This window comes from Riemerella anatipestifer, assembly GCF_035666175.1.
Lineage (GTDB): Bacteria > Bacteroidota > Bacteroidia > Flavobacteriales > Weeksellaceae > Riemerella > Riemerella anatipestifer_D.
In genome coordinates this window covers 1,227,262-1,245,673 of the sequence record NZ_CP142016.1, presented here as the reverse complement: position 1 = coordinate 1,245,673, position 18,412 = coordinate 1,227,262, and the positions used below count along the sequence as shown (strand labels likewise).

The 18,412-nt window shown below is 35.0% G+C and carries 19 protein-coding genes; 8 read left to right on the top strand and 11 right to left on the bottom strand.

Going from position 1 to position 18,412, the window contains the following annotated elements; translation table 11 throughout:
- From VIX88_RS06170 to VIX88_RS06145, 6 genes are all read left to right on the top strand, one after another.
- Positions 1 to 495, top strand: a complete 495-nt coding sequence (locus VIX88_RS06170; RefSeq protein ID WP_237190441.1) for a conjugal transfer protein TraO — start codon at positions 1 to 3, stop codon at positions 493 to 495.
- A gap of 94 nt (positions 496 to 589) precedes the next feature.
- The gene (locus tag VIX88_RS06165) at positions 590 to 1,015 is read left to right on the top strand and encodes a DUF3872 domain-containing protein (RefSeq protein ID WP_064969508.1); all 426 of its coding nucleotides are present in this window, start codon (positions 590 to 592) and stop codon (positions 1,013 to 1,015) included.
- A gap of 107 nt (positions 1,016 to 1,122) precedes the next feature.
- Positions 1,123 to 1,428, top strand: a complete 306-nt coding sequence (locus VIX88_RS06160) for a hypothetical protein (protein WP_052910105.1) — start codon at positions 1,123 to 1,125, stop codon at positions 1,426 to 1,428.
- A gap of 76 nt (positions 1,429 to 1,504) precedes the next feature.
- The gene (locus VIX88_RS06155) at positions 1,505 to 1,735 is read left to right on the top strand and encodes a hypothetical protein (protein WP_064969507.1); all 231 of its coding nucleotides are present in this window, start codon (positions 1,505 to 1,507) and stop codon (positions 1,733 to 1,735) included.
- Positions 1,732 to 2,166 carry a PIN domain-containing protein gene (locus tag VIX88_RS06150; protein ID WP_064969506.1) on the top strand — a complete coding sequence of 145 codons (435 nt, stop codon included), beginning with the start codon at positions 1,732 to 1,734 and terminating at the stop codon, positions 2,164 to 2,166. The genes VIX88_RS06155 and VIX88_RS06150 overlap by 4 nt, the downstream gene beginning before the upstream one ends.
- Positions 2,167 to 2,266: 100 nt before the next feature.
- The gene (locus VIX88_RS06145) at positions 2,267 to 2,557 is read left to right on the top strand and encodes a helix-turn-helix domain-containing protein (RefSeq protein ID WP_052910107.1); all 291 of its coding nucleotides are present in this window, start codon (positions 2,267 to 2,269) and stop codon (positions 2,555 to 2,557) included.
- A 427-nt stretch (positions 2,558 to 2,984) separates the two neighbouring features.
- Here the strand turns inward: VIX88_RS06145 and VIX88_RS06140 are convergent, their stop codons facing one another.
- The 3 genes from VIX88_RS06140 to VIX88_RS06130 form a co-directional block, all read right to left on the bottom strand.
- On the bottom strand, positions 2,985 to 3,365 hold the full coding sequence (locus VIX88_RS06140) for a DCC1-like thiol-disulfide oxidoreductase family protein (protein ID WP_214194181.1): 381 nt from the start codon (positions 3,363 to 3,365) through the stop codon (positions 2,985 to 2,987).
- Between the two features lie 5 nt (positions 3,366 to 3,370).
- Complete coding sequence (locus tag VIX88_RS06135; RefSeq protein ID WP_154212653.1) at positions 3,371 to 5,908, bottom strand: carboxypeptidase-like regulatory domain-containing protein; 2,538 nt, start codon at positions 5,906 to 5,908, stop codon at positions 3,371 to 3,373.
- 818 nt (positions 5,909 to 6,726) lie between these two features.
- Positions 6,727 to 7,227, bottom strand: a complete 501-nt coding sequence (locus VIX88_RS06130) for a hypothetical protein (RefSeq protein ID WP_214194177.1) — start codon at positions 7,225 to 7,227, stop codon at positions 6,727 to 6,729.
- Positions 7,228 to 7,329: 102 nt separating this feature from the next.
- Between VIX88_RS06130 and VIX88_RS06125 the strand changes: the two genes are divergently transcribed.
- The gene (locus VIX88_RS06125) at positions 7,330 to 8,208 is read left to right on the top strand and encodes an IS982-like element ISRa1 family transposase (RefSeq protein ID WP_127919812.1); all 879 of its coding nucleotides are present in this window, start codon (positions 7,330 to 7,332) and stop codon (positions 8,206 to 8,208) included.
- Between the two features lie 981 nt (positions 8,209 to 9,189).
- Here VIX88_RS06125 and VIX88_RS06120 read toward each other — a convergent pair.
- Positions 9,190 to 11,106 (bottom strand): FISUMP domain-containing protein, encoded by a 1,917-nt coding sequence (locus VIX88_RS06120; protein ID WP_214194175.1) that lies wholly within the window; start codon positions 11,104 to 11,106, stop codon positions 9,190 to 9,192.
- Between the two features lie 622 nt (positions 11,107 to 11,728).
- Here VIX88_RS06120 and VIX88_RS06115 point away from each other — a divergent pair.
- Positions 11,729 to 12,247 carry a GNAT family N-acetyltransferase gene (locus VIX88_RS06115; protein ID WP_064970545.1) on the top strand — a complete coding sequence of 173 codons (519 nt, stop codon included), beginning with the start codon at positions 11,729 to 11,731 and terminating at the stop codon, positions 12,245 to 12,247.
- A gap of 3 nt (positions 12,248 to 12,250) precedes the next feature.
- Here the strand turns inward: VIX88_RS06115 and VIX88_RS06110 are convergent, their stop codons facing one another.
- From VIX88_RS06110 to VIX88_RS06080, 7 genes are all read right to left on the bottom strand, one after another.
- A complete protein-coding gene (locus tag VIX88_RS06110; protein ID WP_064970544.1) occupies positions 12,251 to 13,024 on the bottom strand; it encodes a TrmH family RNA methyltransferase in 774 nt (257 codons plus the stop codon).
- A gap of 6 nt (positions 13,025 to 13,030) precedes the next feature.
- Positions 13,031 to 14,518 (bottom strand): DNA recombination protein RmuC, encoded by a 1,488-nt coding sequence (gene rmuC / locus VIX88_RS06105; RefSeq protein WP_214194173.1) that lies wholly within the window; start codon positions 14,516 to 14,518, stop codon positions 13,031 to 13,033.
- Positions 14,519 to 14,571: 53 nt separating this feature from the next.
- Positions 14,572 to 15,741 carry a nicotinate phosphoribosyltransferase gene (gene pncB, locus VIX88_RS06100; protein ID WP_064970542.1) on the bottom strand — a complete coding sequence of 390 codons (1,170 nt, stop codon included), beginning with the start codon at positions 15,739 to 15,741 and terminating at the stop codon, positions 14,572 to 14,574.
- A gap of 140 nt (positions 15,742 to 15,881) precedes the next feature.
- On the bottom strand, positions 15,882 to 16,193 hold the full coding sequence (locus VIX88_RS06095) for a hypothetical protein (protein WP_237190440.1): 312 nt from the start codon (positions 16,191 to 16,193) through the stop codon (positions 15,882 to 15,884).
- Positions 16,194 to 16,200: 7 nt separating this feature from the next.
- Positions 16,201 to 16,731, bottom strand: a complete 531-nt coding sequence (locus VIX88_RS06090) for a hypothetical protein (RefSeq protein WP_237190438.1) — start codon at positions 16,729 to 16,731, stop codon at positions 16,201 to 16,203.
- Positions 16,732 to 16,865: 134 nt separating this feature from the next.
- Positions 16,866 to 17,438 (bottom strand): Crp/Fnr family transcriptional regulator, encoded by a 573-nt coding sequence (locus VIX88_RS06085; RefSeq protein WP_038693839.1) that lies wholly within the window; start codon positions 17,436 to 17,438, stop codon positions 16,866 to 16,868.
- A 4-nt stretch (positions 17,439 to 17,442) separates the two neighbouring features.
- Complete coding sequence (locus tag VIX88_RS06080) at positions 17,443 to 18,327, bottom strand: bifunctional 5,10-methylenetetrahydrofolate dehydrogenase/5,10-methenyltetrahydrofolate cyclohydrolase (RefSeq protein WP_014938066.1); 885 nt, start codon at positions 18,325 to 18,327, stop codon at positions 17,443 to 17,445.
- Positions 18,328 to 18,412 lie beyond the last annotated feature (85 nt).

Here is an 18,412-nt window from a genome sequence, read left to right as displayed (position 1 = left end):
ATGATGAAAAGATTATTGTTAGTGATGTGTGGTTGGCTTGGAGGAATAAGTCTGTTGAACGCTCAACAACTATTCCCTGGGCAACAAGGATTGGAGGCAAGTATAAACTTGCTTCCAACTTCCTTAACACTCAATACTAAAGCCTATGATATTCGATTGGGCTACATTCACTATACCCGTGAGAGGGATTATTGGCAGTTTGCAGTGGCTTACACTCGTAATGTTTATACCTATCGAGAACAGGATTTACCCATTGAAACCTTTACTTCCGAAGGTGGTTACTCGTTAAACCTTGTTGGGAATAGTAGCCGAAATATATCCCTAAATGTTGGATTGAGCGGTGTAGTAGGCTACGAACTCATCAATCAAGGAAATCACACGCTATTCGATGGTGCGGTCATCAATAATAAAGATGCTATGATTTATGGAGGATTAGCAAGGCTACGATTAGAGCGTTATCTGGTAGGAGATGTACTTGTCTTCCTACAAGGGTAAACACAAATGCTATGGGGAACACAGAGAGAACAGCTGCGTCCGCATATAGGTTTAGGATTTAGAATGACTTTATAAACTTTAAAAAAATTAAGAGATGAAACATTTTGTAAAAATTAGTATAGCAATAATAATTTTATTGGGGCTTACGGCTTGTGAAGATAGACTGAATATACAAACCAACTTTCCGTTTGAAGTCAAAACAATGCCTGTTCCTAAGAGTATTCTAAAAAAACAGACGGTAGAAATTCGCTGTCAAATCGTATCAGAACAAAAGTACAAAGATGAAATTTATACATTAAGATACTTTCAGTTTGAGGGTAATGGTAGGCTAAAGTTGGCTAACCAAGAGCCTTTTTTACCGAATGATATGTATGTAATTCCTAACCGAACTTTTAGATTGTATTACACTTCTCTGTCTAACAATACGCAAAGTTTTGAGGTTTGGATTGCCGACAGTAAAGGCAAAGAACAAAAGCTACGCTTTGAATTTAATGCTAAGAAAGAGGAGAAAACGGAATAAAATGACAGATAAAATTTAGTATAGCTACAAACCCTTGAATTTATCAAGGGTTTTGTTTTTTTATAGGTAATGTATTATTTTTGTTAAGTAATCAATTTTTGTAAGTTATGATTTTAGCAATTAATACAGATTCTTTCGGGCTTTATTTTGGTATAGTAATTTTATTAGCAGGAATTGCTTTACGCTATTGGATTAACCGCAGAAGATTTTATCGCAGAAATGCCGCTGGAATAGAAGGCTTTTCAAGTTACGAAAAGGCAGTTATCGTAAGGATTTTAGAAAAATTTGGTAAGTTGATTGCTTGGGCATTTATTTTACTTGGTTTACTAATGAGTATTGCATCTTATAGAAGTATAAATAAAGAAACAGATAAAAAAGAACCTGAGAGAATTGAACAAAAGAACAATAAATGATTATAAACTAATATTTTTTCAATTTTTTATTTTTTATGGAAAATCTTTTTTATCTTTGTTAAAAGATTTATCTGTTATGCCTAGAATACTAACCATAGAAGTGAATCCAAATACCAAAAAAGGAAAAGCCTTTTTGGAGATGGTTGATTTGTTTAGAAATCAATCAGGAGTTAAGGTGGTTAATATTGACCAAGAAATTTCTATAAAAACGACAGAAAGCAAGGCTTCTTTCATAAAAAAAATCTCGCAAGAAACCAATAGAAAATTAACCCAAAGGTTACTCGCAGAGCATAATATTGTACTATGATTGTTATTACCGATAGTAATATTTTTTATAGTGCTATTATTGCTCCAAAGGGTAAAATTGCCAGTATTTTAAGAGAAAAAAGAACTATTCAATTTACCGCTCCCTCTTACTTAATTGAAGAAATTAAAGAACACGCACAGGATATTGCAGATTATCTAAAAATAAGCAAAAAAGAGGTCTTGGCAATTTTCCAAAATTTACTGGAAAATGTGTCCATTATAGAAACAAAAGAAATTCCTCAAAAGGACATTCTAAAAGCCGTAGATATTGTTAAGGACATTGATATAGATGATGTCTTCTTTGTTGCACTACATCTGCATACACACCATAAAATATGGACAGGAGACAGAGAGCTTATAAAAGGCTTGAAATTAAAAGGCTATGATATTTGTATCACCACCGAAGAATTGAGCCAACACACCTATAAGTAATAGTAAACCTTTCCAAAAACAGCCACTCACTTCCAAAAGCGACCGCCTTTATTTCACCGAATTGCATTCAAAGTATCTTCGCTAAAAAAGATACCAAATTATGGAGGTGATAGTTATTGAAAAAAAAATATTTGAACAAATCAATCAAAAATTAGGGGACTTACTCAAACAAACAAAGTCCGTAGTAGAAACACATCAAGCCATTTGTCAGGACAAAAAATGGTTGGACACACAAGAGGTCTGTCAGTTGTTGGGCATTAGCAAACGGACACTTCAAAATTACAAAGACCGAAATTTACTGCCTTATTCGTACATCAATCGAAAAAACTACTACAAGCGTAGCGATGTACTTCATTTATTAGAAAATCAAACTGCAAAAACTGAAATCTGATGGAACTCTATATAGAGTAATTTGTTAAGTAACGTGAGTTCGATATAAGAAAAAGGTATAATACATTGTTTATTAGAATGTTTTGTTCTTAAGGTAGGATTTTTCAGGACATCTATATTGTTTTCAAATTGCTTTTTACTTGTATCTAAACCTTAATGACTTAGAAGTTGGCTGTTTTTTGCGATTATATTATAGACAGAATATATAAAAATAATTGATTTACAGTTGTTTATTTGTTTTATGATGTATATCCTTAAATCAAACTCACATTAAGTAATCAATTTTTGTAAGTTATGATTTTAGAAATTAGTACAGATATTCTCGGACTTTTAACAATTTTGTTAGCAGGAATTACTTCTTCGCTATTGGATTAACCACAGAAGATTTTATCGCAGAAATGCTGCTGGAATAGAAGGCTTATAGATTTTTAATTATTATTGTTATCTACCCTACAATCTTTATCACAGTGCAGGAAGTGGATTTTCCTTCTCACAGCTACCTCTAAATAAATTTTTTGACCGATTCCTGTTAATTTCAAGATCAACATCAAAGGAGTCAGCAGCCAAAATAATGGAACTCTTACAGAGATTAAATATAAAGATTCAAAACCATATCTCCATTCGTTTACATAAGATGCCATCTGTTCCTCAGATTTTTCTTTATTTAAATCCTTGAAAAAAAAATCATTATAATAATTTCTTAATTTATAAAATTTCACTAAATCAAACCAGTCCCACTTTTTTACAAATTTAGCAAAACGATTATATTTTGGACACCAGTTATCATATACAACTACAAGTGATTTCATTTGTCTTAAAATTTATAATTCACTCCAATACTAGCATATCCCAATATATTATCATTAATAATTGTAACATTATACCCTGTACTAGAATTAGTGGAAACATTTGCGTTATTATCTATTATTTTAAACAAGCTAAATAGTGATTTTCCAAGTATTTTTATAGAGGTATTTTTGCTTAGTTTATATTGAGCACTTAAATTCAAATCATAACGCTCTGCATTTTTACTGTTAGTGGAAAACAGTCGTCTGTAAGCCTCCAATGAGAAATCATATTTATCTAAAATTTTATCTATATATAATGTAGTGATATTAGAGGAAATCTTATTTATCGCAGAATTGCTAATAATAGAGTTAGTAATATTAAAGCTATTTTTTAATGAAAGATTTGTTAGAAATAAATCCTGAAAAACAAAGCCTATAGATAGCCCAAAATTATAACTTTTAGTTATTAGTTTTTCATAATTATTATTATGAAAAACATCTCCTTTAGAGAGGTTAAATCCAACATCATACCCCCATCTTATTTGGTGATATTTGGGAGTAAAGTAATAACCTTTATTGTACTTATGCTTAAAATAGACAGAATTCCTCTCATCAAATAGCAGCCTTTCATAAGTAATCAAATTATTTGAAAGATCTTTTATAGCTAATTGTGTAAAATCATTTTGCTTATTACCAATTAGCATAAAAGAAATACCCTTAGATTTAGCGATGCTCGATATATTGTATTCTATAACTGAAGTTTGATTTCTTGATAAATTATTTCTAAAATCAGAACTAAATATCAATATATTATTTTCTGAATATAAAGAATTTAAACTATTTTCTACAGGAGCAACGCTCCAATTATTCTCATAAGATAAATTAATGGATTTATTGCTAGAAATGCGATAATTGAATGACATAGATATTGGAAATATCCACTTTGATTTTTCTTTAAATGAATAAATACCCGCTCCTATTTTGGTGAAATAATATATTTTATTGTTTCTTCCTCTTGAAGTTAAAATGAAATCACCATATTGATAATTACGATTCAAACTATTACTATTTTGAACAATATCACTGGCTGTTTCATTGTTTATTTTATACTGTAACTCCGTCTCAAGATTAAACATTTTTGAGTATTGATAAGATAAGTTTGAAGAAATATTTAAGTTATTACTCTTTAATTCTAATTTTTGATGATTAGAGTTAGTATTAATGTATTGATAGTTACTGTTTTCTAAGTAATGTGTTAGTTCAGTATTTAATAACCATTTTTTATTAAAAAGTTTCTTTGAACCTACTGTATTTTCTATTAAAAAACTATAATTTTTATTATCGTTAAGATTATTAAAAAAATAACCACTAGGGAAGATTTTCTTATCAGTTTGCCAATTTATATCATTGTGCAAAAAGTCTACTTTTGAATTCAAAGATAACGAAAAATCCCCTGTCAAAATATATATTCCGTTTAAATCCCCGTAAAACAAGTTTCCTTTCTGCTCCATTGAAGAATTCTCTTTAGAGAGAAGATGGGAATTTTGAGTAATTTCAGTTTGATTTACTATACTTTGTCTACCTATTAAATATCCAAAATTTAAATTACCTTTTAATTTTTCTCCCTCTCGCTTCAGCAAAAAGTAAGTGTTATTTGATAAATCTTTTTTAACATCTTTTCCTCCCAAAATAATTTGATTCAGATTTTTTTCATAAAAGCTTATTGGTTTAGAATATCGTTTACTTATTTCTGATAGATTGGCTTTTCTTTCATTTACATTATTTGTATTTTGAATAAGAAAAGCATTAAATTTATCAGAAAAAAACATACTTTTCCCATTTACATCAAAAGCATATTTATAGCCGCCCAATATTTCTAATTCTGTTTTTATTGCTCCTCTAAATTTCTTTTTAACATCTACATTTATAACTGTTTCCTCAAAATTATCGAAATCTATATTAAACTTATCTTTATGATTATTGACAACTTGTATATTGTCAATCATTTCATTTGTTAAATTATTGATAGCTAATGAATTTTGATTAACAAAAACTTCTTTTTTGTTAATTAATATTTTGTTTATTGGAACCCCCATATATTTTATTCCATCTCCATCAGTAATTTCTATTCCTTCATTGTCTTTTAAAATATCTTTTAGAGTGGCATTATCTTTAAACTTCAGAGTATCCCTCTTTAAATCAATAACATCTCTCAAAACTGTAGCAGTTATTACCAACTCTTGTAATTCGGTAAATTTTTCCTCAAGTTGAACTTTGTAATTTGATTTATTGGGAGTGATTTTTTTTTTAATAGTCTTATAGCCAAGTAACGACACCTCAAATAGATAACTCTTATTGTCTGGTATCAGTAGATTAAACTCTCCTTTGGAATTAGTTGTAGTATGTGATTTAATAGATAAAGTATCATTTTGCTGATATAATAATATAGACACATCTGATATTGGACGATTATATATATCAGTTACAATTCCATTTATAGACTGTTGACTATAGCCCTTTAAAAAGGCAGAAACAAGTAATATAAAAATAAATATTTTATTCATGAGAGAAATCTTTACAGAACGCTATGGCATTCCAAACAATCATTACTGCTGCAAATGATGAAAGTTCAAGAAAGATACCAATGCCTAAGTGCATAAATATTATACCAATAACAAGTATTCTCCTAAGAAATTTAAACTTGATAAAAGCAAAAATTGGGTAAGATAACTCTAAAATTAGAGTTCCTATTGATAGAATCATCAATATATAAGGGCTATATAGAAATCTGTACCAAAATCTGCCATAGCTCTCCAAATAGCATTTCCATCCCACCAATTAGGATCAGTGCACTTTGCCAATCCTGATGTGAAATAAACAATACACAAATGCACCTTTAAAAATGTTATTAGAGAAAAGAAAAAACTTGGAACTTTGGAAATATAGTCTTTATTCCCATAATCAATAGAGTACACTTTCCCCACTGGAAATATTAAACAATAGTAAAAAGACATTGTTATAAAATAATCATACCCATAATTGTAATTTGTAATCGATCTGAAAATTATCAATTGTAGTAAAATTGCAAATAGAAATGATATTCTAGTGTAAAAACCTAAAAGGCAACACATCAATATAAATAGGTATATTCCACACAATATATATATGAATAAATCTAATTGAATATTATTTTGTTCAATTAATTCATATAGGGGAGATAAAATAGAAAAATATTGACTATTTGCCAGACCCAATTGAATTGGAACAATAGCATTAGAAGAAAAAAAACAACCTAAAATCATAAATTAGAGCAAGAAAATCTATTAATGCAATAAGTACAACAGATATCCTAAAGATAGATGCTATTTGATAATAATTAAACTTATAATTCAAACCTAATTTTTTCATAAACAGCTACATTTTTCGTAAGATGATAATTCTCATTTTCCCACACATCCAAAGGAACTAATGTGCAAAGTTTAACTACATAATATTTACAATTTTGATGTTTTCTAGCCTGATATAATCCAATATATTTAAAAATTTTTTTTACATAATCACTTTTAAAATTAATGAATTCCATCTCAGACCCGTTAGAAATGACATTACTTTCTTCCTTTTTTATCTCAGCTATTGAGTTAGCTATTTTAGAAGATAGAACATCAAATCTTTGCAAGTTTGATTTATTTTTAAAGTCAAAAGTTGAAGTTTTATCAATTAAAAAGCCTTCACTATCATACACTTCTACAACGAAAAATTTACGGGTAGCTACCCCATGTCCATAAAAACCGTACCCAGTATTTGTTCCTGTAAAAATAGCATAACCTTTATAATATGGGTTGCAAGATACCTCACTTACAAATGAATTTATTTTTTCAACCATTATAATATTTTCATCACCCGTTGTGCATTATGAAATGAAAAAAACAAGAGTTGTTTATTAGACTGAAAATCAGTATATTGTTTTTGCTATAAAACGGTATAAATGAACAACATAGAGCAAATATATGAAAGAATTTTGGAAGTTTTAGGACTTTTTTCAGAAAATCAACTGATTAGTTATCAGAGAAGAACACCTAAAATGAGCGATTTAGAAGTCATAAGTCTTAATATTACTGCTGAATACTTGAGTATTGATAGCGAATTACAGTTATTTAGAAAATTGCCAAACTCTCTGATAAACAAAATTGAAAGAAGTGTTTACAATAAGCGAAAACGAAGACTATCCCTACAAACAGAGCAAATTAGACAGCGTATTTCGATGGAGTTCAATGAGTTTGAAGATATTTTTATCGTTGATAGCATGCCAATGAAAGTTTGTGAAAACGCTCGTTCTACTCGTTCAAAAATTTGTAAAGAGCAATCCTATTCTTCACCAACATATGGTTATTGTGCTTCACAGAAATTATATTTCTATGGCTATAAACTACACGCAGTATGTTCTTTAAATGGTGTGATTAAGAATTTTGATATAAGCCCTGCATCCGTTCACGACATCCACTATTTAAAAGATATTGGTGAGCAAATGCGAAACTGTACTTTAATTGGAGATAGAGGCTATTTATCAGCAAAAGTTCAAATAGATTTATTTAACTATGCTAATATTAAATTAGATACACCAATGAGAAGTAATCAGAAAGATTATATTCCTCAATTTTCATTGTACAAGAAAAAGCGAAAACGAATTGAGACATTTTTCTCTCAACTTTGCGACCAATTTATGATTAAAAGAAACAATGCTAAAACTTTTGAAGGCTTTAAAACAAGGATAATCAGTAAAATAACCGCCGCAACGGTTATTCAATATATCAATAAATTTATCTTCCAAAGAAAATTAAATCATCTAAAAATCAGTATTATTTAAAATGCACAACGAGTTTATTTTAGGGATTATGTATAGGATAAAAAAAAGTTCTTGCACACCAGATAACACAGAGGCAAGCCTCTGTAGAAAAAGCACCAAACCCTTGCGGTTCTCCTTTTGGCGGTATTAGTCCTTGAGGCAGCGGACGCTAAAGCCGTTTGCACGATTGTTGTTGTTGCCCGCGTTGCTATTGCCGCTATTGAACCATAGGTTCCACGAGTTGTTGCTATTGTTCTGCTCGCTGCTCCACAGCCAACCGTTGCTGCTCTGAAGGAGGAGCGTGGCACTGTAGGCGTTGCGGTAACCACCGGCCGGCAGGCTTAGCCCTCCTCCCGAAGGGCTAAGCCGTGCGGCGACGCCAGACGGCAAAGCCCGCCAAGCCCGCCAAGCCCGACGCAAAAAAAGACCTGCTGGCGACTGCTTCCCAAGCCTTTGGAAAGCAGCGAATGCCCACTCCTCACTCTTATCCCTATGGCGTAGGCTGCCACAGGGGCAGGTCTGGATTAACTACCAGCCAAAGTGCCGCCTAAAAAGGCACACTCTTAATAGCCAAGCTCAAGAGGTTCAGCCGCCACTAATGCCTTGGTGCAGGATAGGGAAAGCCTCCGCACCTGCATTAGTTTTGTTTTTCATACCCGGATGGAAGAGCCCTCCTGACTCCAATGGCTACCGGCTTCTTTTTCTTAATTATCTGATGTGTCAAAGAACTCCGCTTGGAGAAAAACGCCGAAGTGCCCCCTAAAAACGGGTTGCCCCATTTCTAAGTAAGTGGGCGGTGCTCCCCGGCTATTTTTTCTCTTCGCTAAGCCGCTTTTACTTTCCTAAGAGCGGCTCTTGGGTTGTATTTTTATTTCGGTGAGTTTCGCGGGCGGGCTTGCCCGCCCGCGAAACCAAAAACCACTGGTGGTTTTTTACATTTCTTTACAAACTCCCGCCAGCTTGCCTTCGGCGGGCTGGCGGCAAACCGCCGAGAACGCACGGTTAATCCTTGAGGCAGCGGACGCTAAAGCCGTTCGCACTAGGGTTGTAGCTGCCCGCGTTGCTATCGCCACTATTGAACCATAGGTGCCACGTGTAGTTGCTATCGTACTGCTCGCTGCTCCACAGCCAACCGTTGCTGCTCTGAAGGCTGAGCGTGGCATTGATGTTGCGGAAACTACTGGCCGGCAGGCGGAGCACTTGCTCGTTCCACATCTTATTAGAACCTGTAGATGAAGTACCTGCATCATAACCTAAAATCGCATTATGCAAAGCCTTCTGCTCCGCGTGAGTAGGAACGTGATAACCCGAAGGACAAGGATTGTTAGAACCATTCACCTGCCATAAATTATGAGGTCCTGAAGTGTTTAAACTACTATTTACCCACGAATAAGGTGAACCACTATAAGGAATAAACTTATTCGTCCCTGCATTAGTCCAAGATGAGGATACAGAACCAGAACCTGAGTATTTAGGTGTGCCACTTGTGGCATTTGTCCAAGTGATGAGTTCGTGCCCATCAGGGTTACGCTGCCATTGGAACAATGAACCGTACGCCCGCCAGTCTTTTTTAATCTGCTCCGCAGTAGGGGTAGAAAGCGGTTCTGCGGTGGTGGTTTTTGTATAATCTAAAGCCCCTGCTTGACGCGTTGGGTTAAACCATTGAGAACCTACGCGAGCATACTCCGCCCCAAGGTTGTTGTTAAGCCAAGTTTTTCCATCTGGTCCTTGGATAGGAAGATAGATAAACTGGTGTTCTTTTTCTGTAGTTGAACCATAACCCACACAGTCAAAAGTGGTTTTACCAAAACAACGGTCAGGAATACCGCCAGTGCCTTTAAGTACTACACTATACTGCTGTCCGTTTAGTGTGTAAGGTATGGTTGCTATTTCGTACTCTTGCCCTGGTGGTAACATTTTTACGAGATACTCCCCATCGCCTCCACCAACAGTAATGGTCGCCTCTAAATTCCCATTAACGCCAAAGTTCCCTGCAGGAATCGTGAGCGTTAGGGTATTGGTATCATTACCCTCACCCAATGCGGTGGTTATGGTTTGAGAAGTTACTGCATTATAAGAACCACTACCATTGGTATAAGGAATTTTTACAATGAGTTTATCTGTGGTATTGTTGATTTTACCTTGAACCTCTGTTTTTGGAGTCGTCCCATTATAAGTAAGCGAAACCACATACTCCGTCTTCGGTGAGGTAATGGTGGCAGAACCTAGACCTACTTGACCGACTTGGGTCTGTTGGTCGGCTTGGGCGCCGAGTTTGCTAAAATTAGCCGTCAAAGTGCCTGTTTCGGGCGTGCCACTCATGGTGTAAGTTAATAATGCTGCCTGACCCGAAGCTAAATTAACGGTATTACTTCCAAAACAATTACCCCCAGTACCCGAAGGCAGTAGCGTCCAACTACAACTGGTAATACTAATGCTAGCGTTGCCATTCTGAATATTTACCGCATCGGCAAATGAAGAATTAACGCTACTAAACGAATTGTTTTCTAACTTAAATTTGACTTTATTGGTAGCGATAAGCGGAATACCACCCACATAAGAGCCCTCAAACCCTTGAGGGGTTACCGCTACGCTTTGGGCTTTGCTACTCCCTACATCGGGCAAACATGCCCATTGGTGGACGTCTGAATCTAAGCCCAAGTACATTTCTAAGCATTTTTTGTCTGCGTTGTAAATTACCGTACCTTTTTTAGGGTTGGTAAAGGTAGAACGCTCGGTAGTGCTAAACTCTGGAAATAATACGCCCTGCGTATGACCACTTGGGAGTGTATTTAATTCTTTCTTGGAAATATCTAAAGTGGCTTGTGGCTCTTTGGTATTGATGCCCACTCTGCCGCTGTAATCTTGGGCGTTCAGCACTAAAGGCAGAAACACCACACATAATAAAATCTTTTTCATAAGGTTTAATATTTAAAGGGTTATAGATATTAGATATTAGAGGTTAGATATTGGGTATTAGAGGTTGGAGGTTCGGTTTAAGGATTGGTGAGGCTATACTAAGTTCTAAACTCTTATATCTCGCTTCTAGCCTTAAAAAAATACCTCCCTCCTCTCAACACACACAAAAAACGAGGAGGAAGACTAAGACTAAGACAGAATGGGCAAAATATCCCTTCTGTACGCTAGAAACCCCTAATCAAAACAACAAATTAAACTTATGAACTAAGGAGGCTTCTAGCAGGTATTTATGAAAACAAAACTTAGCGTATGCTAAACGCAAAATACCCCCAACCTGTGTTGGGGGAGTCTATTTATCAACAATAAAAGTCTAAAGAATTTTCTAGATAATACGACGCATACCCACGAAACTATTGTGTGTTTACGAAATTATTTGAGATAGCCAAATAATCTTGTAACTTTTTTACACTTAGTTGTATGTTATTGGTATTGCGTGTCATAAAACTGGAACAAACTTATAACCTTTTGTAGAAGTGTGCAAGTTTTTGAGATTTTTTTTGAATAAAAATCTTTTTTGATGAGGGGTTTATTTTGTATTCTTGTGGGATAAAATAGAGAAACGATGTTGGGAATTGCAATAAAAAAAGTAAAAACTAATGAGGTTGAGCTTCTGCAAGAGGTAAGTAAAACTACTTTCTATGAGACTTTTGCTGCGGATAATACTCCAGAGAATATGCAAAAGTATTTAGATGAGTCTTTTTCTGTAAAATGCCTTAGAGAAGAGTTGTTAGATGAGTTTTCGGAGTTTTATTTTGCTAGAGTTAATGGGGAATTAGCGGGGTATCTTAAACTTAATTTTGGTGCTTCGCAAACGGAGTTGAAAGACTCCAAAGCTATTGAGATAGAGCGTATCTATGTACTGAAAGCTTTTCAAGGCAAAAGGGTAGGGCAAGCCCTCTACGAATATGCTCTCCAAGTGGCTAGAGATAGAGGGGTAGATTATATTTGGTTAGGGGTATGGGAACAGAACCACAAAGCCATTCGTTTTTATGAGAAAAATGGTTTCGTGGCGTTTGATAAGCATCTGTTTGTATTGGGAGATGACCTTCAAACGGATATTATGATGAAACTAAAATTATAAAAGCTACAACCGCTGTCTTAAAATTTCGTAACAACTCACTGCTACGGCATTGCTTAGGTTGAGGGAGTCTATTGTCCCTGTCATAGGCACAAGAATATTTTCTGCTTTGCCTTTCCAAAAATCACTAATCCCAGAATGTTCTGTCCCGAAAATTAAAGCGGTTTTGGTTTTAAAATCTTTTTGGTGGATTAGCTGGGCGTCTTCGCTCATAAAAGTGGTGTAAACCTTAAAATGGTGTTTCTTTAAAAATGCTAAAGTACTCTGGTTATCTGCTTGAAAAATATTCATACCAAATAAACAACCTACGCTAGACCTAATGACATTTGGGTTGTAAAAATCTACTTTAGGGTCGGTAACAATAAGAGCCTCTATGCCGAACGCTTCGCAGCTTCTAAGTATAGCCCCAAGGTTGCCCGGTTTTTCTATGCTTTCTACAATGATGACCGAAGCATTTTCGGACGGAATAAAATGGTCTAAGTGATTTTGTGGTGTTTTGTAAACTCCGATAATACCTTCGGTAGTGCCTCTATAAGCGATTTTTTGGTATATCTTATCTGTAATGTAATAGGTTTTTGCATTGGTGGGTAGCTCTGCAGAGAAAATACTCTCGCAAATGTAAAACTCTAGGGCTTCGTTGCTAAAAGTTAAGGCTCTCTGGTTTTCCTGCACGCCTTCTACAATGAAAACGCCCTGTTTTTTTCTAAATCTATTGTCGGTGGCTAATCGGTTGAGGTATTTTATTTTATCGTTCTGTAAACTTTCTATAATTGTTTTCATTTTTGGCTAGTCTTTTTCGCTGTCGTCTATCAGACCTTGTGCAAGGGTCTTTTTGGTTTTTACACCCAACTCTTTTAGTTTTTCGGTTTGTTTCACAAGGTTATCTCTGCCCGAAGTAAGCTGTCCAAAGGCATCGTTATAGGCAGATTTAGCGTTGTCTATATTTTTGCCAACCTTCTCTAGATTTTCTACAAATCCTACAAACTTATCGTAAAGTTTAGCCCCTCTTTCGGCGATAGCCATTGCGTTTTGATTTTGATATTCTCGCTTCCAAAGGTCGGCAATCAGTTTTAGTGAAGTGATAAGGTTACTTGGGTTGAGGAGTAATATTCGCCTATCGTAAGCAAAGCTCCAAAGGTTAGGGTTGGCTTGCATGGCGGCAATATAGGCGGGTTCGCTAGGGATAAACATCATTACGAAATCTAGCGATTTACCATAATCATCATAGGCTTTATGGGATAATTCTACAATATGATTTTTAACCGAACTAAGGTGTTTGTTGAGGTTGATGTCGTAGAGGTCGGCATCGGTTTCGTCTATTAAATCTGTAAAGGCGGTAAGTGATACTTTAGAATCTATAATGACGGTACGCTGGTCGGGATATTTTACCACGGCATCGGGACGCATTTTTTTACCTGAAAATTCGGAATAAAGGGCTTTGTTATCCTCATTTTTAAGCTCGTGTTCTAGGAAGTATTCTCTGTTTTTTACCAAACCAGATTTCTCTAAGATACTTTCTAGTATCATTTCGCCCCATCTGCCTTGTGTTTTAGCTTCGCCCTTTAAAGCTCGGGTTAGTTTTTTGGCATCTTCGGAAATTTGTTGGTTGAGCTCTGCCAACTCTTTTACCTTAGCTCCTAGAGAAAAGCGTTCTTTAGCCTCTTTATCATAGGTTTCGTGTACGGTGTTTTTAAGCTCTGTAATTTTCTCTTGGAAAGGTTTTAATATATGTCCTAAATTTTCTTTGTTAAGGGAAGTGAATTTTTCGGTTTTCTCCTCTAAAATTTTATTAGCAATGTTTTCAAACTGAAGTTTTGTAGCTTCTTGTAGCTCTTGTATTTCCTTTTTTTGATTGACTAATGATTGTTCTAGGGCTTCGTTTTTGGCAGAAAGTTCACTTATTTTAGCATAATAATGTTGATTTTTCTCCTGTAGTTGAGAGAGGTTGAGTGTTTGAGTTTGCAGTTGATTTTTTAGTTCTTCTATTTGGCTATGAGCTGTTTCTAGCGTAGCCGAAGTTTTGGATAAAGAATTTTTAAGATTTTCGTTTTCTATGGTTTTTGCTTTATAGTGTTCTTTTTCCAAATTCAGACTTTGTTCTAAATCCTTAGTCTTTGAAATCCAGTTTTTAAGGTCGGTTTCATTGGCTATAAAATTATGATTGAGCTCGTCATAGGTAGCTCTAGAAATGGTATTTGATTTACCAAAAAAGTAAACCATAAGCCCACCTATCACTCCTCCAAAAATAAAAATGATGAGAAAGTATAAAGTCATCTAATTAATCTAAATTTTATATAATTTGTACTACAAACGGTCTTTTCTGAAAGTTATATTCTAAGCACTTCTTTTGCAAGTTCTATCATTTTAGGTTCTCCAGTATATTTGCCTCTTTCATCGGAAAGTTTTACTGTAGGAATCCAGTCACCATTAGGAGCTTGTACGCCTATAAGTTTCATCACGATGTTCATTGGTTTTAGGCCAACATCATTGGTAAGGTTAGTACCTATACCAAAAGAGATGCCTATGGTACCACGCGTAGCATTGGTTATTTCTTCTACTTTTTCAAGGTTTAAACCATCGGAGAAAATGATGTATTTAAAGTTAGGATTGATGCCAAAACTCTCGTAATGTTCTATGGTTTTTTTCGCAAATTCTATTGGGTCTCCACTGTCGTGGCGAACGCCGTCAAAAAGTTTAGCGAACTTCTTATCAAATTGACGGAAGAAAACTTCCGTAGTATAAGTGTCTGAAAGAGCAACTCCTAAATCACCACGATAAACATCTACCCAATGCTCTAGCGCAAGTTGATTTGCCATTTTGAAACCATATTCTGCGGCGTGGAACATAAACCATTCGTGGGCGTGGGTGCCGATAGGTTTTACGCCGTATTTCATAGCAAAATGAACATTAGAAGTTCCGATAAACTGACCTTTTTCTTCCATAAGAGCCTCCATTACTAATTGGTGGACTTTGTAAGAGTGGCGTCTTCTTGTCCCAAATTCAGCAAAGGTAACCCCTAGCTCATTAAGCTTTCTAGATTTCTCTACTGTATTATGAACAACAGTTTCGTTGGAATCTCGCTCCATTTTGTTCATTCGGTAATGGAGTTCAGAAATGAGTGCCAAAAGCGGAACTTCCCATAATATGGTGCGATACCAAAGCCCCTCTACACTTACTCTAATATCATTACCTTCTTGTACAATTTTAACTTCGGAAGGGTCATAATGATAACCTTCTAAAAAATCTAGGTAAGGTAAATCTAAGTAAGGACAGGTTTCTTGTAAGTACAGTTTCTCCTTTTTGGTGAGTTTTAGCTCTGCCATAGAATCTACCGCTTTTCTAAGCTCGTTAGCAAAGCCTTCAGGGAAAAAATGTTTCCCACGGTTGATAAATTCGTATTTTACTCTAGCGGTAGGAAATAATTTCACTACGGCGTTTTGCATGGTTATTTTATAGAAATCGTTGTCTATGATAGACTTTAGACGCACTTCTGGCATAATACTTTTGGTTTATATGCAACAAAAATAGGGTTTTTTGTGAGAATGATGAAGTTATCATTTAATTATAATGGTGTTTAAAGCAAAAAACCATTTCTCAAGAAATGGTTTTGTATGAAAGACATGAAAATAGAAAAAAGTTATCCTAGTAGAGCTTCAGCGCTCATTTTGCCGAAATTGTTGGCTGCTAGTGGGCTATCGCCTGTTACTAATTTTCTGTCAGTGTAGCATGCTCCAGAAATATCCTCATTAAGAATTTCTATGCCTAGAGCCTTTAGTTTTTCCCCGTAGAACCAAGGCATTTCTCCTGGTACATAGCCAATAGCAGGCGTTTGTGTGTCTATAATGTCAGGGAAAGATTTCATTTTGTAACCTTTATATGGGAAGTTTTCCGCAGGTTCATTATGTGCTGCTGCTAATAATGCTGCAGGACCATGGCAAATAGCAAGCACAAATTTCTCATGTTGATATGCCCAATGGATTGTCTTTTTTTAAATCATCATTTGTTGGTAGTCCTAGCATAGCACCGTGTCCACCAGGTAAAAATACAGCTACATATTCAGTTTCGGAAGCCATATCTGCTGCTACAAATTCTTTTAAACTTTTAGGTGCTTCAAATTGAGTTTTATACTTTTCAAAAATACCCTTTACTGCTTCGTCTTCGGAAGGCATAGCCCACATTTCTAAAACGGCTGGTGCACCTGTAGGAGTAAATATTTCTGCCTCAAAGCCTGCTGCATCTAAATGTAACATTGGTACTAAGGTTTCTACTGGGTGGTTACCTGTGGAAAATTTCTTGCCATTTTGCATGGTCATATATTTTTCTTCGGTACACACTACTAGTACCTTTTTATTTTTATCGGTGTTGGCATTAGGATATTGGGCAAAATCATAGTCGGTTTTTGGAGCAACAAACATAGATAATGATAGTGGAGAAGGCTCATAACCTACACCATCAAATACAGGTTGATTACTTAATTCTTGTGACATTTTTTTAATTTTTAGTGTTTAACATTAATTTCTTGTGCAAAGATAGATGGATGCGCTTAGAGGTCTAAGGATATAAATCACAAAAAAAGTGTGAGGTAAATCACAAGAGTAATTTTATAGTAAGTTAAGTCTTATTAATCCTCTAAAGAAAGTCTACTAAGAGTCTCTCTAGAAACGCCTAGATAACTAGCGATGGTTTGTTTAGGTAGTTTTTGTACTAAATGAGGATATTGTTTTAAGAAATTTTGGTAGCGTTGTTTGGCAGATTGGGTCATAAGGGAAATGATGCGTTCTTGTAATGCAATGTATCCGAAATTAGTTTTGATTCTGAAAAATCTTTCCAATAGAGGAAACTTTTGGCAAAGAATGTCCATATTTTGCTGAGTAATGGTAAGTACGCTACCGTTTTCTAAACATTCTATGGAAATTTGTGTTTTTTGTTGTTTGTAAAATGCGGAAAAATCTCCAGTCCACCACCCACTAGAGGCAAACTGGAGAATATGTTCTTTACCATCTGTATCAAAGAAACTGGATTTGAAAATACCTGACGCCACCCAATAGATTTCATTAGAAGTTTGGTATTCTTGTACTAGGAATTGTTTTCTTCGGATATTTTTAACACTAAAATATTCCCAAATTTCATCAAACTCTTCCCCCGAAAGAGAGATGATTTCTCTGATATGATTTAAGAAGTGTTCCTTTTCCAAATGGTTAGTCTTTGTATATGGTGTGCTTGTAAGCTAATAGTGTGTTTTTCATTAACATAGCTCTGGTCATAGGTCCTACACCTCCTGGTACAGGAGTAATCCATGAGGCTTTTTCAGCACAGCTATCAAAATCTACATCGCCTGCTAATTTATAGCCTTTTTCACTATCGTCATCTACTCTCGTAATGCCCACATCTATCACGATAGCTCCTTTCTTTATCATATCTCCTTTTAAGAAATAAGGGTCACCCAAAGCGGTAATTACAATGTCTGCATTTTTAGTAAACTCTTCTATATGAGGAGTGTAAGAGTGAGTAAGTGTTACGGTAGAGTTTCCAGGAAAATCTTTTCTTCCCATTAGAATACTCATAGGGCGTCCTACAATACGACTTCTACCGATGATAACACAATGTTTTCCTTTGGTTTCTATTTGGTAGCGTTCCAAAAGGGTAAGAATTCCGAAAGGTGTTGCTGGTAAGAAGGTATCCATTTCTAGAGCCATTCTTCCAAAGTTTTCTGGGTGAAAACCATCTACATCTTTTCTTGGGTCTATCGCCATAATGATTTTCTCCTGATCCATCTGTTTCGGAAGTGGTAGCTGAACAATAAAACCATCTACATCTGGATTTTCGTTGAGTTCTTTTATTTTTTCCAAAACTTCAGCTTCTGATGCCGTACTAGGAAATTTGTGCAAAGACGACTGAAAGCCAACTTCTGCACAGTCTTTAATTTTAGAATTAACATAAGCCTTACTTGCCCCATTATTTCCCACCAATATAGCGGAAAGATGAGGTAAACGCTTTCCAGATGCTTTGATTTTCTCTACATCTGCTTTAATTTCTGCTTTGATTTCTTTGGATATTTTTAATCCGTCTAAAATTTGAGCCATTGGTATATATTTTTATTAGATTTATTATGTATTGAACCCGTTGTGCATTATGAAATGAAAAAAACAAGAGTTGTTTATTAGACTG